Source organism: Streptomyces sp. MMS24-W38, assembly GCF_059889265.1.
The window spans coordinates 3,491,974-3,512,668 of sequence record NZ_JCBCPP010000001.1; the positions used below are offsets into that span (position 1 = coordinate 3,491,974).

The following is a 20,695-nucleotide window of genomic DNA, read 5'->3' on the forward strand; positions in this document are numbered from 1 at the left end:
TCGGTTTCCCGGTGGACTGGAAGCGGTACGGTCCACAGGTGGACGGACAGCAGACCGGTGAGGGTGGCGGGGGCAGGGAGTTCCAACGGGTCGCCGACCATGTGCTCGACCGGATGGCCGACGGGACCTATCGGCTGGGTTCCTTCCTGCCGTCGCAGCGTGAGCTGGCGGAGAAGCTCGGGGTCTCGCGCGACACGGTGCAGCGAGCCCTGCGGGAACTGGTCAACGAGGGCTGGATCGAGTCGCGGCAGGGCAGCGGGTCACGCGTGATCAAGACACAACGCATACAGTCCGCGAAGGCGACCGGACCGCAACGGGAAGCGACCCTGGCGCCGTTCATCAGCGAGGTCTTCGAGCAGCCCGAAGTCACCCTGGACGTCTACACGCTGACGTCCGAGTCACTGGACGCGCACATCAGGCTCCAGGCAGAACGTATCCGCAGCCGCTACATCTCCCCCCAGCGGATCACGCTGCGCATGCTCCTGCCGGACCCGGAGCTCGAGCTGCCGTATCCCAGGGTCAAGGACGACAGAAGCGATCCGCGGTTGAGGGCGCGGCTGCGGACCATCACGGATTCGCACACCGCTTTGCTGCAGGGAGCGTTGAAGGACCTGCAGACCGAAGGCCTGGTGCCCTCGGTCGACCTGCGGATCCGTCACACGCCGCTGACCCCCACGTTCAAGGTCTACCTGCTCAACGACGTCGAAGCCCTGCACGGGATGTACGAGGTGATCGAACGGCCGACAGAGCTGGAGGCCGGCGAGGTGATCACGGTCCTCGACGTGCTGGGCCTTGGCGCCACCCTCACCCACCACGTGAAGGACGCGGACCCGACGTCTTCGGGATCCGTCTTCGTGGACAGCATGCGGCAGTGGTTCGACTCGGTATGGAACCTGCTCTCCACCGATGCCTGAGCCGGGTCGGCTTCCGTCGGCATGCCCGCACCGACTGAGCAAGCGCTCCTCGCCGTTCGTGTCAAGAGGCCGAAAGCCGATCTCGAACGAACTTGCGAGGCTTTCACGCACCAGGTGGTGAACCACCTGGTGCGCCCGGCGCGCTCCTTTGCCGCGCGCCGTTTATCGTGCGTGACACCAGCCTCATGTTTACCGATTGCCACGTCGTGACTCCCCTCGCACTACCGGAGTGGTCAGTGGGTGCACCTCCCCTCCCCCGTCCCGCCCTCGGGGAACGTTCCGCGCCCTCCTCGGAATACCGTTCCTTCGTCGACCTGGCCGGCCGGGTGGGGCAGGCGATCAGCGGCCACCACAACCAGAACTACGTCGTACCGGTCACACCGATCATGGCGAAAGCACTGGGCCGTGAGGCCGGCACCTCCGTGGTCGTACGGATCCTGCGCCTCAAGGTACTGCCGGTGGTGATCAGGACCTGGCGGAACGAGCAGGAGATCCTCAGCGCCGTCAAGGGGACCCTGCCGTACGTGCCGGAGGTCCTGGCAAGGGGAGACGGCTTCGCGATCCACAGCTATGTGGAAGGGGTCCCGCTCTCCAGCGTCTGCGGGAACGGCAAGCGCGTCGACTCCCTGCTCGTCCAGGAACTTGCCCGGCTCCTGTCCCGAACGGCTCAGGTGCGCCGCAACGGGCTTCCTCCACTGCCACCCGCCTGGCCCCGCAACGACACGGACAGCCAGGCTTTCCTGCGCACGTTGACGCATCTTGCGGACCAACAGATCAGGCAGCCCAACTGGGCCGCCTTCGGCGGGCTGTTCGTGGCGCTGGGTATTCCCGAGGACGCTCTGCTCAGGCTGGGCGAGCGGGTTCCCGCCATGGCGCGGCGACCCTACAGCCTGCTCCACGCCGACCTGCACCGCGACAACCTGATCGTGTCGTACGCCGGCGACCGGCCGCCCATCTGCGTCGACTGGGAGCTGGCGACCTACGGTGATCCGCTGCACGACCTGGCGACCCATCTGGTACGGATGCGTTATCCGGCAGACCAGCTCTCCGAAGTGGTGGACGCCTGGGCGGACGCCATGCGGGAGGTCCGTCCGGTCGCCGTCAACGGTCTGGGCAAGGACCTGCGCCACTACCTGGCCTTCGAGCGCGCCCAGTCCGTGTATCCCGACGTGATGAGGGCGGCGTGGTCCCTTGAAGAGTCGTTCACTCAGAACAGACTGGACGAGGCGACGGCGGAGGTGCGCAGAGCGCTGGAGGCGGCTGCCGAGCCGCTGCGGCTCAGGAGCGTGCCGGGGGAGGGGGAGATCGAGCGGGCGCTGTTCCGCTGGTTGGCGGCCCGCGCCGGTGAGAGCGGGGCCGGTCGCAGCCTGAGGGCCAGAGCCTTCACCTGGCAACCGGACCGGCGCCTCGAGCAGCCGGTGGACTTTCCGGAGTCCGCGGTGCGCGACGCGTTGGCGCTCGAGGGAGCGGCTCCGGCGAGTCGGGTGTTCAAGGGGACCGCGCACCTCAACTCGGTGGTGCGCGTGTCGGGTTTCGACCGTCCCGTGGTCGTCCGGAGGAAGCTGCCCGAGGAGTGTCGAAGGGAACGCAGTGTCCTCAGTGAGCACGCCGTGCTGCGGGCCATCGAGGGGGCGTTCGTCTCCGTGGCCGCGCCCAGGGCCCTGGCGCTGGGCGTCAGCTATCCGGAGGACCCTTTCGCCATCCATACCTACGTGGGGCCGGACGACATCGGCCGCCCCCTTGGCCACCCGGTCAACGGCCTGCTGCCGCACGAAGCGGATGGTCTCGTGGACCAGCTTCGCGCCTTGACACAGGTGGACTACAGGCCACTCGATCCGCTGGCGGGGGCGAGGGGCTTCCACCGCTGGCTCAAAGACCGACTGGTCCTGCTGGTGGCCGAGCTGCCCGAGAGGTCACAGCGGCTGGCGCGGCATCTCGGGCTGCCGGACGCCGACCGCCTCGACCAGATCCTGTCCCGCCGCGCCGTCAGCGACCGAAGTCCCTCCCTGCTGCACGGCGATCTCAATCCGTGGAACCTGGTGCGCAGGGACGACGCCTTCGCGCTGACCCTCATCGACTGGGAGATGGCCCTGGTCGGCGACCCGCTCTACGACCTGGTGCGGCACATGCACCTGACGCCCACCCGCCCGGAGATCCGCGAGCGGATGTTCCGTCGCTGGGAACGCGGGCTGCCGTCGGAGTACACCCGTGACTGGCGGAAGGACTGGCAGGTGTACCGCCTGCTGGAGATCGTGCGCTCCGCCTACGTCGACCTCGATCGCATCGTGACCGGCGAGAGCCTGGACGCTCCCAACGTCCAGCGGGCGGTGGACTCGTACGCGATGACGCTGGCGGTGGCGACCGGTTCGCTCGGCCTGCCGACCCGTTCCACCACCAATCCCCGTCTTGTCCGTGCCCTGGTGTAGGTGGACCATGAATCCTTCGCAAGTCGGTTCGGTCACAGGGGCATGACGCCCCGTCGACCGTTGTGCGCGGAGGGGGTTCGGTATGCCGGAGCGCGTGAACGGGGCGGCGGGGCGAGGTGTGGGCCGACGGCTGCGGCGCTTTCAGGAACGCTTCGAGCCCGCGGTGACCCGCGTCGTCCTGCTGACCATCTTCGTGACGGGACTGACCGCACAGTTCGTTCAGCCCGTGGGCGACGCCCTGGAGGGCAAGGCCTTCCTCGGCGGTGCCCTGCTCAGCCTGGTCGCCTACGTGCTCTACGACGCCGTGACGTCGCTGTCCTCGTCGATGCGGCCTCCGACGCGTGCTTTGGTCGGCTCCAGCGAGCTGGGGGGCTTCGTCGGTGATGCCTTGCAGACACGCAGAGTGGAGATCGGTTTCCTCGGCTACACGGGGGAGACCCTGTATACCGAGCTCTACCACCGCCTCCGTGACCTGCTCGACGACCCGGGTCCGACGAGACATGTCTCCGTGCGGATGCTGGTGCCCGACTTCGAGCAGCCGATGACCGTGCCGGCCAGGGTGGGTCCCGGCGACCGGCCGGTGGACGACCCCGCATTCCGTAACCGGATGCTTCAGCGCTGCCGGGACTACGACGGCACCCTCTCGGACATCGCGGAGCAGCTCACCAGCGCCGGCCGGGTCGTCGTCCAGTGCGAGTACCGGTACTACCCCGGCATCCCTCGCGACAAGCTCTGCATCTTCAACCGGACCCAGGTCCTGCACGGTCTCTACGACGTCTCCGCACGCATGCGCCTGGAATCCTCGGGTCCGGAATACTTCGATCCCAAGGGCTACAAGACCGAACTCAATGTCTGGTCACGCGAAGGAACGCCCGTCGCCGAGGTCACGGTGGCCACCTGGGTCAAGCACTTCGACGACCTGTGGAAACTGGCGACTGTCCCGCAGTGGCGCCGGTCCACAGCCCTGTAGGCCAGGAGCGGTGGCTGCAAGCGGTGGTGTTGTTCTCCCCGGCGGGCGGGGCGCGGACGCCCTCACGCGCTCACTTACTGTGCACGATCTGGAGCAGGTTGCCGCAGGTGTCGTTCAAGACCGCGGTGGTGACCTGGCCCATTTCCAGCGGCTCCTGGACGAACCGCACCCCGAGCTCGCGCAGCCGGTCGGACTCCGCGTGGACGTTGTCCACGGCGAAGGGGACGGCCGGGATGCCGTTTGCGGCCGGTCCGTCATGTACGCCGCCGCGACGGGGTGGCGGTAGGGCCGGACAGCCGAGGATTCCACATCTGGCGCGCGCCCTGGTGCAGCCGGGTGCGGGGCGGGGGTGGTGCGGCCCCGGCCCGGGAGCAAGGCCGATTGTCAGTGGCGGGTGAGACGGTAGGACCATCGAGCCGGAAAGCCGGAAAGCCGGAAAGTTCGGAAAGAGGGGGGATCTGTCATGTCCGGAACCCAGAACTACATCAACCACGTCGCCCTTGTCCTGGACGCCAGTTCGTCCATGTCGCACCTGAGCGGCAAGGTCGTCGAAGTCGCCGACCAGCAGATCGCGTACCTCGCCCGCCGGTCGAGGGAGCTGGACCAGGAGACCCGCGTCACGGTGTACGTCTTCGCCGACAAGGTGGAGTGCGTCATCTACGACAAGGACGTGCTGCGGATGCCGTCGCTGAAGCAGATGTACCGGGTCGGGGGGATGACGGCTCTGCTGGCGGCCGCACTGAAGTCCCAGCGGGAGCTGGCGCAGACGGCCCAACTGTACGGCGACCACAGCTTCCTGACGTTCGTCCTCACCGACGGGCAGGAGAACGCGAGCCATCGCTGCCCGGACGCCCCTGCCAGGGATCAGCGTGAGCTGATAGGGGCCGTGGCCGAGATGTTCCAGACACAGGAGGACAACTGGACGCTGGCCGTCCTCGTGCCGGACCAGATGGGCAAGCGCGAGGCCATGCAGTGCGGTTTCCCGAAGGACAACATCGCCATCTGGGACGCCACGAGCACCCAGGGGCTGGAGGAGGCCGGCCAGGTCATCCAGCAGGCCACCGAGAAGTTCATGGTGGGCCGCACCCAGGGCATCCGGGGATCGCGGGCGGTGTTCTCCACGGGCGCGGACGCCGTCAACAAGGACACCATCAAGGCGGCCGGCCTCGCCCCGGTGGATCCGTCGAAGTACCAGCTGATCCCGGTGGCCCGTGACGCGGGAATCCGGGAGTGGGTCATCGAATGCGGGCACGCCTACCGTACCGGTGGTGCGTTCTACCAGCTGAGCAAGTCGGAGAAGGTCCAGGCGCAGAAGCAGATCGCGGTGTTGGAGAAGAAGACGGACCGGGTGTACACGGGGCCCGAGGCCCGCGCCCTGCTCGGCCTGCCGGACATGGAGGTCCGCGTCAAGCCGGACCACAACGACGACTTCACGATCTTCGTGCAGAGCACCAGCGTGAACCGGAAGCTCGTGGCGAACACGCGGCTGCTGCTGATGCTCTGAGGCCGGTGAAGTAAGGACCGCCGGCAAAGGAAAAGACCGCCGGCAAAGGAAAAGGCAAGGAGGTTCGCCCGCTCCTTGCCACTCTCAACGTATAGCGCACCGGGGGGCTTGCGGCAAGGCCCGGGTCGTGACGCAGAATCGTCGCCCGAGGCCGGACCTGGGGAAATCAGGTGTCCGCGAAGTGCGCGCTCTTTTGTCCTGTGCGGGGCCCGTGGCGCGACGCGGAGAGCCGGCCGGCAATCGACATCGTTCATGGGGGTTCCGTGACGGACGTCAACGACGTCATCGACGTGATCGTGGTCGGCGGCGGGCCGACCGGCTTGATGCTGGCGGGCGAGCTGCGGCTGCACGGCGTGCGTGTGGTCGTGCTGGAGAGACTGAGCGAGCCGACCGAGCAGTCACGTGGTCGTGGCCTGCACACGCGCAGCGTCGAGATGATGGACCAGCGCGGCCTGCTGGACCGGTTCCTCGCGGTCAGTGAGAAGTTCCAGGTCGGCGGTCTCTTCGGCGGCATCATGAAGCCGTGGCCGGACCGGTTGGACACGGCTCACCCGTACGGCCTCTCCACCCTGCAACCGGTCACCGAGCGGCTGCTGGGCGAGCGTGCCCTCGAGCTCGGTGCCGAGATCCGGCGCGGCTGCGAAGTGGTCGGCCTGAGCCAGGACGAGGACGGGGTGACCGTCGAATTGGCCAGTGGGGGTCTCCCCGGCCATGGGGGCGTGGCCGCCGGGGGAGGGGGAGGCGCGCGGCTGCGCGCCCGCTACCTTGTCGGCTGCGACGGGGGCCGCAGTGTGGTGCGCAAGCGGCTCGGCGTCGGTTTCCCCGGCGAGCCCGCCACGGTCGAGACGCTGCTGGGTGACATGGAGATGACCGAGGGCCCGGAGACGGTCGCCGCCGTCGTCGCGGAGGTCCGCAAGACCCAGCTGCGGTTCGGCGTCATCCCCAACGACGACGGGAAGGAGGGCGTCTTCCGCGTCATCGTGCCCGCCGACGCTGTGGCCGGGGACGGCGCGACCGCGCCGACCCTCGAGGAGTTCAAGCAGCGGCTGAGGGCCTGCGCGGGCACCGACTTCGGCGTGCACTCCCCGCGCTGGCTGTCCCGGTTCGGCGACGCCACCCGGCAGGCCGAGCGCTACCGGGTCGGCCGGGTGCTGCTGGCCGGCGACGCGGCGCACATCCACCCGCCGACCGGCGGGCAGGGCCTCAACCTCGGCATCCAGGACGCCTTCAACCTCGGCTGGAAGCTGGCCGCCGCGGTGGCCAGCTGGGCACCGGAAGGACTGCTGGACAGTTACCACGCCGAACGGCACCCGGTCGGCGCGGCCGTGCTGGACAACACCCGCGCGCAGATCGCGCTGCTGGGAACCGACCCGGGCGCGACCGCGCTGCGGGAACTGCTCTCGAAGCTGATGGACTTCGAGGAGGTGAACCGGTACGTCACCGAAATGATCACCGCGACCGGAGTCCGCTACGACTTCGGCGAGGGACACGAACTGCTCGGCCGACGGATGCGGGACGTGCGGCTGAAGCAGGGCCGCCTCTACGAGCTGATGCACGGCGGCCGCGGACTGCTGCTCGACCGGACCGGCCGGCTCTCGGTGGTGGGCTGGGCCGACCGCGTCGACCACGTCGTCGACGTCGGCGAGGACCTGGACGTCCCCGCGGTGCTGCTGCGGCCGGACGGCCACGTGGCATGGGCCGGCGACGACCAGCAGGACCTCCTCAGCCGCCTGCCCCGGTGGTTCGGCGCCCCCACCGTCTGAAGCGCCTGGCCTTCCCGACGTGTCGCGCGAGCCGGTACGCGTCGGCTTCACGGACGAGTTCCCGGGAGCGGATCCGGTGCAACTCGAAGTGCGTGCCGCTCACTGCCGGAGCGCCACGACATCGGCGACCAGGCAACTGACGTTGTCGGGGCCGCCGGAGCCGTTGGCGAGGGCGATGAGTTCGCGGACCGCCCGCTCGGGCTCCCCGGTCCCGAAGAGCACCCGGTGGATCTCCTCGGCCGGCACGACGGCCGGCAGACCGTCGGAGCAGAGCAGGTACCGGTCTCCCCGCCGGGCGTCGTGCAGGCGCATGTCGGGGGTGGCATCGGCTCCTCGGCCCAGGGCTCGTATCAGCAGCGACCGCTGGGGGTGGGAGGCGGCCTCTTCCGGGCTGAGGCGTCCTTCGTCGACCATCGACTGCACCACGGTGTGGTCGTGGGTGATCAGGGACAGCTCTCCGCCGCGCAGGAGGTACGCCCGGGAGTCGCCGATGTGGACGAGGGCCAGCTGGGAGCCGGTCCAGAGCATCGCGGTGAGTGTGGTGCCGGCCTCTTCGGGGGAGGGGCTGTTCCCGGTGACACCGTGCACCGCGTGCTCGGCCCGGTCGATCGCGTCCTCGAGGACGTTGAGGAGAGGGCCCGCCGGGATGCCGTCGGTTTCGAGGGGCTTGAGCGCGTCGACGGCGGCCGCGCTGGCAACGGCTCCCCGACTGCCGTAGCCGTCGGCGACGGCGAGCAGGCGGGAACCGGCGTAGGCGGTGTCCTGGTTGCTCTCGCGGACCAGGCCCGTGTCGGACAGTGCGGCGTAACGGATTCCCAGGGGCTCGGTGGTCGGGGGCATGGCGGGGTCCTTCCCGGCGAGATGGTCGATGAGGAAGGTGGCCAGGTCCCGCCGTGCGGCGGTGTCGGCCTCGACCTGGGCCCGGAACGCGCGGATCTCCTGAGCCGCCGGGCCCGCCTCCAGCGTGCAGACGTGCTGGATGCGGGCGAGGGGCATCCCCAGGCGCCGGAGCCAGGCGACCAGTCGGGCCCGGTCCAGTTGTTGCGGTGCGTAGTAGCGGTAGCCGGTCACCGGGTCGACCCGAGCGGGGGTCAGCAGGCCGAGTTCGTCGTACAGGCGCAGTGCCTTCGGCGACAGTCGGGACACCTTCGCGAACGCCCCGATGGTCAGCAGCCCCATGCTCGCTCCTCCTCATGCCGGGCACCTCGCCCGGCCCCACCATGCTGTGGCTTCCCCCAAGGTGAGGGTCAACCAAGGCTGCTCGCGCCCCTCGCCACCGTCGCCGACCCCGGCGGAGGGCCGGGGTCCATGACCGGGACAGCTGCCACTCGGCTGTCCCGGTCGATCCGGGAAATTGATTGGGCAGGCAAGCTCGACCCCCATACGTTCGGCCGCATGGCTGACGAGTGTTTCGGGCATCCACGACTCGCCGCGATCTATGACCCCCTCGACCCCGATCGCAGCGATCTCGATGCGTATGGGGAGATGACGGAGGAGTTCGGGGCACGTCAGGTGCTGGACATCGGCTGTGGGACAGGCGTGTTCGCACTTGCGCTGGCCGAACGCGGGCTCGAGGTCGTCGGGGTCGACCCCGCCCAGGCGTCCATCGACGTGGCCCGAGCCAAGCCGGGCAGCGAGCGAGTGCGCTGGATCTGTGGCGATGCGACGACGCTCCCGCCGCTGCGGGTCGACCTGGCGACCATGACGGCGAACGTCTCCCAGCAGATTCTCGATCCGCAGGCATGGCGGGAGACCCTGCGTGGCGCGTACGAAGCACTACGGCCTGGTGGCCGTCTGGTGTTCGAGACCCGGGTTCCGGCCGGACGCGCCTGGGAGGAGTGGAACCGCGAAGCCACGTATCGCGTGACGGAGATCCCGGGTGTCGGCGCCGTCGAGAGCTGGGTCCAGGTGGTGGAGGTGAGCGAGCCGCTGGTGACGTTCCGCTGGACCTACGTGTTCGCTGCCGACGGGCAAGTGCTGACATCGGACTCCACCTTGCGTTTCCGCGAGCGGCAGGAGGCCGAAACGGAGCTGATCGCGCAGGGTTATGAGGTAGAGGGCGTTCGCGACGCGCCTGACAGGCCAGGCAAGGAGTTCGTCTTCGTCGCGCGACGTCCATTGGCCAATTCGGAGCTCAGCTCAGCGTGAACCGTCCCGGGTTCGGTAGGGACTCTGTCCCGTCTCGCTCAAAGTGAGGCATGACGAAGCTCTGACCTGCGGTGCCTCAGATTGAGCGAGACGCAGAGATGCTGCCGGTCTCGCTCAAACTGAGGCATTCAGCCGAAACTCACCTGCTGTCCCATCGTGCGCCCACGGCGACGACGCGGGCGCCGAGTCGTCAGGCGGGCTGGACGGTGATGGTGCAGAGGCGCTTGGTGGCCCGGGTCAGGGCTACGTACAAGTCCCTTTCCCCACCGGGACGGACCGTGATGATTTCCTCGGGGTTCACGACGACGACCCCGTCGAATTCCAGGCCGCGTGCTTCGGACGCCGGCACGATGCGTGCGTGGTGAGCGACGCCCTGGGCCGTCAGCTCGCTCACCCTGGTGTCCGCGCAGATCACTCCCAGAAGCTCGCCCGGGTGCGCGGTGCTCTGGGCGCGGAGTTCCTGGACGACGGCGGTGACCAACCCGTCCGCAGGTGTGGTCACGGTGCGAGGGCTCTCACCGCTTCGCAGTGACCGTGTGGGCTTCTGGTCCGGAGCGATCCGCGTGAGCAGGTCCCGGACGCTCTCCAGGATCTCCTGCGTGGTGCGGTAGCTGACGGTCAGGTTGTGCAGTTTGAACCGCGGTCCCACGTGGGGGCTCAGTGCTTCCTTCCAGTCGCGTGCTGTCGCGACCGGGCCTGCCTGGGCGAAGTCACCCACCAGCGTCATCGACCGTGCCGGACAGCGGCGGACGATCATCCGCCACTGCATGGCAGTCAGTTCCTGCGCCTCGTCGACGACGACGTGCCCGTACGTCCGCTCGGGAGGGCCGTCGACCAGGCTCGCCGCCTCGTCCAGCAACGGCACATCGGCATCGGTCCACGGGTCGTCCGCACCGCGCAGCAGAAGGGACCGCTCCTGCGCGGTCAGGCGGGGCAGGCGCTCGGCAAGAGCGCCGGCGTCCGTCAGGAGCGCCTTCACGAGGTCACCGGGTACCAGCCGCGGCCACAACACCTCGACCGCTCGGTCGACGCCGGCGTCCTCGAGCAGATCGGCTCGGATGGCGTCCAGGTCCAGCTCGTGGACCGGCCCCGGGTCGGCCGCACCTTCGGCACGGCGCTGGGCGACTCCCGTGAACCGGTCGAGGTTCAGACCCGTCATCCTTTCGGCATCGATGTCGATCTGCTCCAGAAGGTCGCCCATGTCTCGTTGCATCGCGTCGGTGACGGCGTCGACCAAGAGCTCTTTGAACACCTGGCGCGCGGGGTTGTGCCCCGATACGGCTGCCACGGCGGCATCGCGCGCCGCGGCGACTTCCTCCCCGGAAAGGTGAACCAGTTCCTGTCCGACCCGCACGGTGAAGTCACCGGCGGGGGCTTGGTTGACGCGCAGCAGGCCGGCCAGGGCGTCGGCGAGGTCGGACCTTCCCTTGAGACGCGCCGTCTCGAGCGGGCCCGCCGTGTCCGTGGACACTCCGGCCAGTTCCCGGCAGGTCGCCAGAACGACGTCGTTCTCTCCGAGCGAGGGAAGGACCTGGGAGATGTAGTCGAGGAACCGGGCGTTCGGGCCCACCACCAGGACACCCTCCTCCGCGGTGCGCGGGAACGCGTACAGGACATAGGCCGCCCGGTGCAGGGCGACCACCGTCTTGCCGGTGCCGGGCCCGCCCTGCACCACGGTCACCCCGCGGTGGGCGGAGCGGACGATCTCGTCCTGCTCGGCCTGCAGTGTCGCGACGGCCGCGTGCATCCGGCCCGTACGCCGTGCCGACAGAGCCTCGGTCAACGGGCCGTCCCCCACGACGTCCTCGTCGGTCGGGGCGGTCCCGTCCAGCAGTTCGTCGCTCACCGAGATGACCGTGCGCTCCTCGAGGCGCAGGTGCCGGCGCCGCCGCAGGTCCATCGGGTGGACCGGTGTCGCCTCGTAGAAGGGCCGCGCCGCGTTCGCGCGCCAGTCCACGAGCAGAGGCAGGTCATCCTCCTCCGTCTGCAGTCCGATCCGCCCGATGCGCAGAGCCGTGCCGTCCGTCCAGTCGATGCGCCCGAAGACCAGCCCCTTTTCGGCGCCCTCCAGCCGGCCGATTTCCTTGGCCAGACGCTCGGCGGCGATTTCTCTCTCGTATGCCTCACCGGCGCTGTCCGCCGGGGCCTTCAGCACGCTCGCTCGGTGCACTCGCGCCTCGGAAAGCCGCTCGGTGAGCAACTCATATAAGGAGGACACATAATCCTGCTCCGATGCAACCGCACGCGCAGAGGGATCATTCATTTTCGACAACAGGGGGCTCCTTCGATTCGAGCCACACCATACGGTCGAAGTTCCCTGAAGATAAGTCTTGACTTACTTGGTGAGCCATGGCCTTGCGGCTTAATTCATGAAGGCACACCGTGTGGCGTGTCTTGCATTCCGCCGTTCCGTATGTCGCTGGTTGCGCTCCCGATGCCCGCCTGCCTTATGGGCGAGCCCGCCCTTGGATGCTCTCAACCCGAGGTAGCGGCGTATTTGGCCGTGGCTTCGACGAGCGAGTTGAACTTGCCGCGGATCCACGGGCCTGTGGTGGTGCGGGGCTTGTAGTCCAGACGGAAAGACCGTTCGAAGGCGGCGAAGGTGCCTCCGGTGATCTGTTCGGCTTTGCGGTCAAGTTCTGGTTGCAGTGCCAGTTTCATGACGAGCTGGATGAGCAGGGCGAGGCGGGGGTAAGCCGCGGCTCTCCGAAATCGTTGGACGGGGCCGAATCTGTTCGGGAGGTCGTCCGGGTCCGGACGGTAAATTCGCTCGAAGGTGCTTTCGCTGTCCTTTCGGACGAGCGCCCGGTGGTCTATCTCGCTCCAGAAGCTTTCGCAGAGCTGGTAACACAGGCCAAAGGCTCGGCCCTTGTATTTCATCTCCAGTCGGTTGAGGACGATCTGGGCCCGGACGACTTCGGGAGCGTGCTCCAGACTGATCTGTCCTTCGGGGTTCACCTTGCCGCAGCCCAGCCAGCGCCGGTGTCGGATGCAGACGTTGTCGTGGAACCCGCGTATGTGCACGTAGATGGGCTCGCCGTCGCTCCCGGACCGCCAACCGCAAAGGTCGCAGGCCCGACGAACGAGGAGCCCGGTGCGTCGCCGGTGCTCCGGCGCGATGTCGGGATCGTAGTGACGAAGTTCCGGGATGGCCCAAAGGAGTGCTCTGCGGGGGTGGCTGCTGAGGAGTGCCAGCTTTTCCAACTCGTCGAGCTGGCAGAGAAGCCAGCGTGAAGGCGTGCGGACCGCACGGAGATCGGGCAACTGGTTCGCGACAGCGAGACGATGCCGGTAGGAATCCAATGTCTCGTTGGGGAACGGCGTGACCGGGTGTGGCAGTGGCCGCAGCAAGACTGGATCGAACGGAAGCGACTTGACGGCCGCGGGCCCTCTTTGGCGGTTCATCCGGCTTCCCTGTCCCCGCCCCGGAATGCTCGCTCGCTGGCGTAGTCGACGTGGACGGAGTTCAGCTGTCGGCGGGTGATGCGTTCGCTTCCGTCGAGGATCGCGGAGATGGCCGCGGCCCGGATCAGGTGCGAGAGGCTGCCGATCATTCCGCTCGTGCGTTGGTGGAGGTATTTGTGCAGGTCCGGCAGTGTTCCGGGAACGTGATGGTGCAGCCGCAGGGTGGACTCCATCGTCGCCACCAGGCCCTCCCACTCGTCGTTGAGCGGGAACGGGCCGGTGTGCAGGAGCGTGCAGCGGCCGGCGAGCTGGTCGCCGCGGATGCCGGTGAACAGACCCGAGTTCTCGACGTCGATTCCCGCGTAGGCGAAGGTGGCGGGCAGGTGCTCGGTGAAGTACTTGAGGTGGTCGGACAACTCCTCGCCCGAGCTGGTGGCCAGGTTCATCAGGTGGATCTCGTCGACCAGCACGAGGTCGGTCCGGGCCTCGATCAGTACTTGGCAGACGGTGCTGGTGATGTCGACGGTGTTGTGGCGGGGAGAGATCACCGGCAAGCCGAGGAACCGGGCGAACTCGATGGCGAGTTTGCGAGGGGAGCCCTTCGGCGGGGCGGTGACATAGACCACCGGGATCCGTCTGCCCGAGGGGTAACGCTGGCGGGTCCGCAGTTCGTGCGTCCGGCCGAGCTGCCGCAGTGCGGTGGTCTTCCCCGTGGTTCGCTCGCCCGAGAGGATCAGGCCCCGGCGGGCTCCGTGCTCACGACGGTTCAAAAGGGTCAGCAGCCGCCCCTGGTGGCAGACCTTTTCGACCGTGGACGTCCGCACGACCTGCAGTTCGGAGTGGTAATCGATGCGCAGCTCGTCATCGGCGTCGCGTGCGCTGTCGTTCATCGCCTTCCGGTTTTCTGCGGAAGCGAGTTGATAGGTGGCGGTGTCCTTCTCGACGAAGCGGCGCCACCCGGCCAGAGTCGTGGGCGGCTCGACTCGCTCGTCGTCAATGACGAGTCCAGGTTCGTCGCCGGGTTTCACCGCCACCGCTTCGCCTCCTCGCGCGCGTCGAAGATCCCCAGTGGCACCACCTTGGCCAACTCCACCTCTTCATCAGCTGGTTCGGGTTCATCTGCGTATTCAGGCTTCCGTGACTCGTTCGCCGCTGGTTCTGGACGCGGCCAGGACGGCGTGCTGGTGGCATGGGTGCGGGCGACGACCTTGCGGTCCCGCCGCACTGCCGGATCGCCTTTGCGTCGCCGGGGTGCAGGTGGCTTCTCCGGGCCGTCGGAGGCCCGGTCCAGCAGTTCGGCCGCGACCTGGGCGATCTCCTGCTCCTGAGGCTTGCGCTGGGTGCGTTCGCTCAGCACCTGATGAGCCCGGTCAAAGACCAACTCGCCCATCGGGACCGGCGACGTGCGCAGATGGCGCCAGGTCGCGGTGATCCAGCCAGTTCCTCGGTGATCCCGTACCCAGACACGGGAGATGTCGTAAGGGTCGTAGTGGACCTCCCAGAGCCGACCGTCCGGCCCGGCCCCAGAGGGCTGGCGCCGGTAGGGGCCGAAAGCGCGGGAGTCGTAGATGCGGCTGTTGATCCTCACACCGCTGGAACCGATGACCCGCCACTTCCGGGGCAGCAATTGGACGTACTCCTCGGCGCTGAGCGCGACCGGCACGTATCCGGCCGCCGACACCAGCGCGGCGTACTTCTCGTTCGGACTCAATGGCCGTCCGGGCATCAGCGGGTCTCGCAGCCCGTCATGTGGCCTGGTCTGCCAGACGACGACGACCCATTCCTGAAGAAGCTCCTGAAGTTCATGGATGGACCAGGCCGCCTGGGCTTCCGGGCCCTTGCCCCGCATCTCGGCGCTGCGGCCCTTGTAGCCGGCGACGTACTGGGCGAACAGGGTCGCCACCGATCCCAGGGTCCGCTCGATGTGCGGTTTGTCGGTCGGGGTGTCCGGGTGGGCGGGCTGGAACGAGATCCCCAAGTGGCGGCAGGCATTGCGGAAGTTGTCGGAGACGAATGCCTTCCCGCGGTCGCTGACCACCATCTCCGGAACGATCACGGGGACGGCCGCGGCCTTGGCCAGCCGCTCGTCCAGCGGCAGCAGTGAGGCGTAGGGCAGCACCGACCGCGACAGGCGCAGGGCATCTGGCCAGCCCGGCCGCATCATCTCTGGCGTCATCGCCCGGGCCAGCAGCAACGCGGCATCCACTGCCTTCGTCGAGGGCCGCAGCACCACCGCCGCCAGCGTCCTCGTGGCCAGGTCCACCAGCCCGGTCAACTCGCAGGTGTCCACCTCACCGTCGTCGTGGACGACCAGGACGTCCAGCGGAGTCGAGTCGATCTCCATGACCTCGCCCGGCCGCCCCGCCGTCAACTGCCCGAACATCCTCTTCGGCTGTTTGCCCAGCGACCGGCGGGTGCGGGCTGACCCGAACAGATGGCGCCCCGTGGAAACCGCCTCCAGCAGGCGATAGAACCCGGCCCGGGAGGGCATCTTCACCACTCCGGCGCCGTGCTCGGCGGCCAGGAGCCGTTCCACCTTCCGCCGCAACACCTGTGCGGAGACCGTCGCCTCCTCCACCCGGCTGTCCATCACCTTTTCGATCGCGGCCATCACCCTGGGATCGGCCCGGCTCGTGCCGGTGGCGGGCTTGCGTATCCGCCCGTCCACCAGACCTGTCACCCCCTCGTTCTCGAAACGGGTGCGAAGCCTCTGCAGGGTGCTCAAGCCCACGTCCTCGCCGGCCTCCCGCAGCTCGGCCAGCTTGGTCAGCTCCCGCTGCCGCAGCGAGTGCACCGCCGGGTCGTACTCGGCCCGGACCTGAGCATGCGGATCACCGTCCGGGCGACCCGTGAGCAGCTCGGTCAGGTGTCGCTGCCACCACCGGGCCCGCGTCACTGCCTCCTCGGGCAGCCCCTCCAGCACCCCTTCCTCCGGCAGCGGCGGACGGCCCGGGCCGATGCTGCTGACCACCGTGAAGCCCTCGGAGGCGAGCAGATGCCCCAGCAGGACGACGCTCGGGGCCTGGGCATCGTCGACCAGCCGTACCGAGGTGCCGTGCAGAGCCGCGACGGTGTGCTCACGCCCGTCGTAACGCACTCGGTCACCCAGCGACAGCAGCATCGGACGCGTCGGCATCACTACCCACCTCCCTCGCGAACACGGTCGCGGGCCGCACCAGCGTGGCCGCAGACAGCAGCTCGTCCTCCAGCTTGACGGCGAGTTCCCGGCGCCAGATCAGATGAAAGAGCACGGGCAGCACGGCAATGGGATCGCCGACCGCGCGGGCCCCGGCCAGCAGCCCGCACGGCTCGGTGAACACCGCCGTGAGCGCGGCCACCACCGGCTCCCGCCTCACTCGCGGATGCCGGTAGCCCGACAGCCAACGCAGATTCGCCGCCAACACTGAATCCAGCACTCCGACACGCTCGTAACCCCAGCCGACCTGAGCACAGGCCACGGCCGTGACCGCGAACTTCTCCGCGTCCTCCGGCGGGATCAGATCGTCCGGACGCACATCCAGCACCACGACGGTGCCGTCCCGATGCCGTACGAAGTAGTCCGGCGTGTGCCTCACCCGCCGGCCCCGCCTGCCATCCCGCCACGACAACCGGAACGGCTGCGAAGCCATTGCCGCCACCGACGGCTCGGAGTCCAGCCGCATCAAGTGGCTCAGCTCGACCCACGACTCGTAACCGACGTCCGTGGCACCGGTCGCCGCCCAGTACCAGCCGGAAAAGTTCCGCAGACCCCGGCACGACGGGAAAGCCCGCACAGGCTCGGCCACCTCGAAACGGGTTGGCCACATCGCCTCAATCGGCCCCTGTCGCAACTCGCCCCGGGAATCGACGTACTCCAGCTGGAAATCCTCGGCATCCACCCGCCACCCCCACTCGGCGCTTTCCGGGTACGGCGACCGTAGGCACCAGGGGTGTCCGGTACCTCAGATTGACTGAGACACAGCAGCAGATGCCCGAGATTGAGCGAGATGTACGACCCGATGCCTCACATAGACCGAGACTGCCTCGGCTTCAGCGAGACAGGACACCGTAGGGACTCTGACGTTCCTGCTGATCCGGATCGGCACGGCGCACTATTGCAAGCGGGTGCTTGCAATAGTTAGCGGGGTGGGGCAGGGTGGGGGCATGGCGTCACTCAATGTCGGCAATCTTGGTGAGTATCTCCGTGAGCAGCGGCGCAACGCGCAGTTGTCGCTGCGGCAGCTCGCCGATGCCGCCGGGGTGTCCAATCCGTATCTGAGCCAGATCGAGCGCGGGCTGCGCAAGCCGAGCGCGGAGGTGTTGCAGCAGGTCGCCAAGGCGCTGCGGATCTCCGCCGAGACGCTGTACGTGCGCGCCGGCATCCTCGACGCCGAGCGGGACCGGGAGGAAGTGGAGACGCGGGCCGTCATCCTCGCCGATCCCACGTTGAGCGAGCGTCAGAAGCAGGTACTGCTCCAGATCTACGAGTCCTTCCGCAAGGAGAACGGGTTTGGGGGCGCCGAGGACGGTGAGGCGACCGGGACTGCCGGTGTCGTCGGTGCCACTGGTGCTGTCGAGGTGGCTCAAGGGGCGGAGGCCTCGGAGGTTTCCGGAAGTGCCGACGGGAGCGGCGGCTCTGATGGTGGTTCCGCGATACGTCGGGGCGGCCGTAAGGCCGGTGGCGGTACGGACGCCGGGCGCCGGGGCCCCTCCGGCAACAACACCAGCAGTGACAACAGCAACAGCAGCAGTGACAACAGCAACAGCAGCAGTGACATCGATCCGCGGCGGACGGACGGCTGAGCCGGACCAGGGCACCGGCCGCCGCCGCGGATCACACGAACCCTCAGCCGAAAACGAATCCGGGAGGACCCTCACCATGGCCATCACCGACGACCTGCGCAAGACCTTCAGCGACCCGACCCCGCTCTACTTCGCCGCCGGCACCGCCGACCTCGCCCTGCAGCAGGCCAGGAAGGTTCCGGGCCTGGTCGAGCAGATCCGCGCCGAGGCTCCTTCGCGCATCGAGGCCGTCCGCAACACCGACCCCAAGGCCGTCCAGGAGAAGGCGACCATCCGGGTCAGGGAGACGCAGGAGACCGTCCAGGCCAAGGTCAACGAGTTCCTTGGCTCGCTCGACACCGACCTGAAGAAGTTCGGCGAGACCGCCCAGGACCTGGCCCTGCGCGGGGTCGGCGTCGCCGCCGAGTACGCGGTCAAGGCCCGCGAGACCTACGAGAAGGTCGCCGAGCACGGCGAGCAGGCCGTGAAGAACTGGCGCGGCGAGGCCGCCGAGGGCATCGAGGACATGGCCGTCGCCGTCGAGGACGTCGCCGTCGCCGTCGAGCCGAAGGACGGGCCCGCGGCCGGACCGAAGGCCGTGACCACGCCGAAGCTCGAGTCGGTGGGGGGTGAGGGCGACAGGGGGGACAGCGCCAACGGGGCGACGAAGCCCGGCGCCAGGAAGGCCCCGACGCGCAAGCCCACGACGGCCAAGAAGACGCCGCCCGCCAAGTAGGAACGTGGGAACGAGCGGCAGCGGTGCCGACGAGTGGTACGGGCCGGGCACTCTCGCGGTGTCCGGCCCGTTCTACTGGGTAGCCCGCCGGCGGTTGCGGGTACGGTGACCGCGTAAGGACGAGCCGAGTCGGGTGGTGGACGTTGTGCTGATGCAGGGCTTCGAGGGGTTGATGTGGTTGCTGAGCATGGCCCTGATCGTTTTCAGCGGCTTCGCGTTGATCGACGCGGCCATCCGCCGCGAGGACGCCTACCGCGCGGCGGACAAGAAGACCAAGCCGTTCTGGCTGATCATCCTCGGGCTCGCCTTCGTGGTGAACCTGATCTTCAACATCCTGTCGTTCCTGCCGATCATCGGGCTGATCGCGACCATCGTGTACATGGTCGACGTCCGTCCCGCCCTGCGCGGCCTCTCCGGCGGCGGGCGCAGCCACCGGGGCTCCAGCAGCGACGGCCCCTACGGCCCGTACAACGGCGGACGGTGAGGAGGCAGAGCCCCCTTCCCCGTCACGGCCGCTGCGGTGGCACCCGGTCCAGGAGCAGCACCGCCACGTCGTCCGTCAGCTCCCCGCCGTTGAGGTCGCGGACCTCGTTGACGGCCGCCCGCAGCAGTTCCTCGCCCCGCAGTCCGTCCGTGAGCTGGCGGTGGACCATGCCGACCATGCCGTCCTGGCCGAGCCGTTCCCCGCTGTCGCCGACCCGGCCCTCGATCAGGCCGTCCGTGTAGAGCATCAGGCTCCACTCCGTGCCCAGTTCCACCTCCGTACGCGGCCAGCGGGCGCCGGGCAGCAGCCCGAGTGCCGGGCCGTTGTTGTCGTACGGCAGCAGTCGCGCGGGTCGGTCCGGCCGGGCGAGGAGCGGTGAGGGGTGGCCGGCCAGGCACAGGCCCGCCCGGCGGCCGTCGGGGGAGATGTCCACCGCGCAGAGGGTCGCGAAGATCTCGTCGTCCGCGCGCTCGTGCTCCAGCACCTGCTGCAGCGTGCCCAGCAGCTCGTCCCCGCACAGGCCCGCCAGGGTCAGCGCGCGCCAGGCGATGCGCAGCTCCACGCCGAGGGCGGCCTCGTCCGGGCCGTGGCCGCAGACGTCGCCGATCATGGCGTGCACCGTGCCGTCCGGGGTGCGGACGACGTCGTAGAAGTCACCGCCGAGTAGGGCGCGCGAGCGGCCCGGACGGTAGCGGGCGGCGAAGCGGAGCGGGGAGCCGTCCAGGAGCGGGGTCGGCAGCAGGCCGCGTTCCAGGCGGGCGTTCTCCTGGGCGCGCAGCCTGCCCTCGGCGAGCCGCCGCTCGGCGGTGTCGGAACGCTTCCGTTCCACCGCGTACCGGATCGCCCTGCTCAGCAGCCGACCGTCCAGCTCGTCGCGGAAGAGGTAGTCCTGGGCGCCCACGCGCACCGCCTCCGCGCCGCGCTCGGCGTCGCCCGACGCGGTCAGCGCGAGGACGGCGTGCCGGGGCGCGAGCTCCAGCACGTGCTTGAGCACGGCGAGCTCGTCGTTGTCGCCGGCACTGCCACCGCTGTTGCCGTTGCCCGCCCGGCTGCCGGGTGCGGGCAGTGCGAGGTCCAGCAGGATGCAGTGGACGTCGTCGGTCAGCAGCCGCTCGGCCTCGGTGAGGTTGCGGGCGGTGCGCACACGGATCGGCTTGCCGGTCTGGTCGAGCAGGTCCGGCACGATCGGTGAGCCCGCCGGGTCGTCCTCGATCAGCAGCAGTGTGAGGTTGGTGGGGGCGGTCGAGGTCGCCTCGTTCCTGGCGTCGTCCTCGGTGTGCTCCGCCGTGCGCGGGGCCGTCGCTCCGGCCTCCGAGGCGTCCTCGGCGGGGCCACCGTTCGGTGATGCGGCGTGCGTCTGACCGCTTTCCGCGGCCGGGAGCGTTCTCTGCCGCGGTACGGGTGCGGGCATTCTTCCGGGTTCCTTCCCTCCCCCCGAGGGCGTGGTGGGGGCGCGGGATCTCGGCCCGTGCACCCCGTGCTCTCCACTTCGGACGAGCAGGGGGCGCCCCTTCCAGCGGGGACGATAGCGGGTGTCGGCGCCGCAGCGGAATGGTGTGGAGCACGCCGCTCGGCCATCAGCCG

17 protein-coding genes are annotated in these 20,695 nt (G+C 68.8%); 9 read left to right on the forward strand and 8 right to left on the reverse strand.

Annotated features, from left to right (window positions below):
- Positions 1 to 38: 38 nt before the first annotated feature.
- The 3 genes from AC6F7H_RS14780 (at position 39) to AC6F7H_RS14790 (ending at position 4,310) form a co-directional block, all read left to right on the forward strand.
- A complete protein-coding gene (locus AC6F7H_RS14780) occupies positions 39 to 914 on the forward strand; it encodes a GntR family transcriptional regulator (RefSeq protein ID WP_500757447.1) in 876 nt (291 codons plus the stop codon).
- A 236-nt stretch (positions 915 to 1,150) separates the two neighbouring features.
- A complete protein-coding gene (locus AC6F7H_RS14785) occupies positions 1,151 to 3,340 on the forward strand; it encodes a phosphotransferase family protein (protein ID WP_500757448.1) in 2,190 nt (729 codons plus the stop codon).
- Between the two features lie 82 nt (positions 3,341 to 3,422).
- Complete coding sequence (locus tag AC6F7H_RS14790; RefSeq protein ID WP_500757449.1) at positions 3,423 to 4,310, forward strand: hypothetical protein; 888 nt, start codon at positions 3,423 to 3,425, stop codon at positions 4,308 to 4,310.
- A 70-nt stretch (positions 4,311 to 4,380) separates the two neighbouring features.
- Here the strand turns inward: AC6F7H_RS14790 and AC6F7H_RS14795 are convergent, their stop codons facing one another.
- Entirely contained in the window at positions 4,381 to 4,722 is a 342-nt protein-coding gene (locus AC6F7H_RS14795) for a VOC family protein (RefSeq protein ID WP_500757450.1), read from the reverse strand.
- A 51-nt stretch (positions 4,723 to 4,773) separates the two neighbouring features.
- On the opposite strand from AC6F7H_RS14795, the gene AC6F7H_RS14800 reads away from it, so the two are divergent.
- Both AC6F7H_RS14800 and rox read left to right on the forward strand, forming a co-directional pair.
- The gene (locus tag AC6F7H_RS14800; protein ID WP_500757451.1) at positions 4,774 to 5,814 is read left to right on the forward strand and encodes a vWA domain-containing protein; all 1,041 of its coding nucleotides are present in this window, start codon (positions 4,774 to 4,776) and stop codon (positions 5,812 to 5,814) included.
- A gap of 263 nt (positions 5,815 to 6,077) precedes the next feature.
- Positions 6,078 to 7,577, forward strand: coding sequence for a rifampin monooxygenase (gene rox, locus AC6F7H_RS14805; RefSeq protein WP_500757452.1), 1,500 nt, complete (start codon positions 6,078 to 6,080; stop codon positions 7,575 to 7,577).
- A 99-nt stretch (positions 7,578 to 7,676) separates the two neighbouring features.
- On the opposite strand, the gene AC6F7H_RS14810 is transcribed toward rox, so the two are convergent.
- Positions 7,677 to 8,756 (reverse strand): MerR family transcriptional regulator, encoded by a 1,080-nt coding sequence (locus AC6F7H_RS14810; protein ID WP_500757453.1) that lies wholly within the window; start codon positions 8,754 to 8,756, stop codon positions 7,677 to 7,679.
- Between the two features lie 216 nt (positions 8,757 to 8,972).
- Between AC6F7H_RS14810 and AC6F7H_RS14815 the strand changes: the two genes are divergently transcribed.
- On the forward strand, positions 8,973 to 9,725 hold the full coding sequence (locus AC6F7H_RS14815; RefSeq protein WP_500761820.1) for a class I SAM-dependent methyltransferase: 753 nt from the start codon (positions 8,973 to 8,975) through the stop codon (positions 9,723 to 9,725).
- A gap of 190 nt (positions 9,726 to 9,915) precedes the next feature.
- Here the strand turns inward: AC6F7H_RS14815 and AC6F7H_RS14820 are convergent, their stop codons facing one another.
- From AC6F7H_RS14820 to AC6F7H_RS14840, 5 genes are all read right to left on the reverse strand, one after another.
- Positions 9,916 to 11,988, reverse strand: a complete 2,073-nt coding sequence (locus tag AC6F7H_RS14820) for a HelD family protein (protein ID WP_500761822.1) — start codon at positions 11,986 to 11,988, stop codon at positions 9,916 to 9,918.
- Positions 11,989 to 12,200: 212 nt separating this feature from the next.
- Positions 12,201 to 13,130, reverse strand: coding sequence for a TniQ family protein (locus AC6F7H_RS14825; protein ID WP_500757454.1), 930 nt, complete (start codon positions 13,128 to 13,130; stop codon positions 12,201 to 12,203).
- Positions 13,127 to 14,164 (reverse strand): TniB family NTP-binding protein, encoded by a 1,038-nt coding sequence (locus tag AC6F7H_RS14830; protein ID WP_500757455.1) that lies wholly within the window; start codon positions 14,162 to 14,164, stop codon positions 13,127 to 13,129. Before AC6F7H_RS14830 ends, AC6F7H_RS14825 begins: the two co-directional genes overlap by 4 nt.
- Positions 14,155 to 16,266 (reverse strand): transposase, encoded by a 2,112-nt coding sequence (locus AC6F7H_RS14835; protein ID WP_500757456.1) that lies wholly within the window; start codon positions 16,264 to 16,266, stop codon positions 14,155 to 14,157. Before AC6F7H_RS14835 ends, AC6F7H_RS14830 begins: the two co-directional genes overlap by 10 nt.
- Entirely contained in the window at positions 16,232 to 17,008 is a 777-nt protein-coding gene (locus AC6F7H_RS14840) for a TnsA-like heteromeric transposase endonuclease subunit (RefSeq protein ID WP_500757457.1), read from the reverse strand. Before AC6F7H_RS14840 ends, AC6F7H_RS14835 begins: the two co-directional genes overlap by 35 nt.
- A 265-nt stretch (positions 17,009 to 17,273) precedes the next feature.
- On the opposite strand from AC6F7H_RS14840, the gene AC6F7H_RS14845 reads away from it, so the two are divergent.
- The 3 genes from AC6F7H_RS14845 to AC6F7H_RS14855 all read left to right on the forward strand — a co-directional run bounded on the left by AC6F7H_RS14845 (position 17,274) and on the right by AC6F7H_RS14855 (position 19,111).
- Positions 17,274 to 17,912: a helix-turn-helix domain-containing protein gene (locus AC6F7H_RS14845; RefSeq protein WP_500757458.1), complete on the forward strand. Its 639-nt coding sequence runs from the start codon at positions 17,274 to 17,276 to the stop codon at positions 17,910 to 17,912.
- 76 nt (positions 17,913 to 17,988) lie between these two features.
- Positions 17,989 to 18,627, forward strand: a complete 639-nt coding sequence (locus AC6F7H_RS14850) for a hypothetical protein (RefSeq protein ID WP_500757459.1) — start codon at positions 17,989 to 17,991, stop codon at positions 18,625 to 18,627.
- Positions 18,628 to 18,778: 151 nt separating this feature from the next.
- On the forward strand, positions 18,779 to 19,111 hold the full coding sequence (locus AC6F7H_RS14855) for a DUF2516 family protein (RefSeq protein ID WP_500761824.1): 333 nt from the start codon (positions 18,779 to 18,781) through the stop codon (positions 19,109 to 19,111).
- A gap of 22 nt (positions 19,112 to 19,133) precedes the next feature.
- Here the strand turns inward: AC6F7H_RS14855 and AC6F7H_RS14860 are convergent, their stop codons facing one another.
- A complete protein-coding gene (locus tag AC6F7H_RS14860) occupies positions 19,134 to 20,522 on the reverse strand; it encodes a PP2C family protein-serine/threonine phosphatase (RefSeq protein ID WP_500757460.1) in 1,389 nt (462 codons plus the stop codon).
- Positions 20,523 to 20,695: the final 173 nt, after the last annotated feature.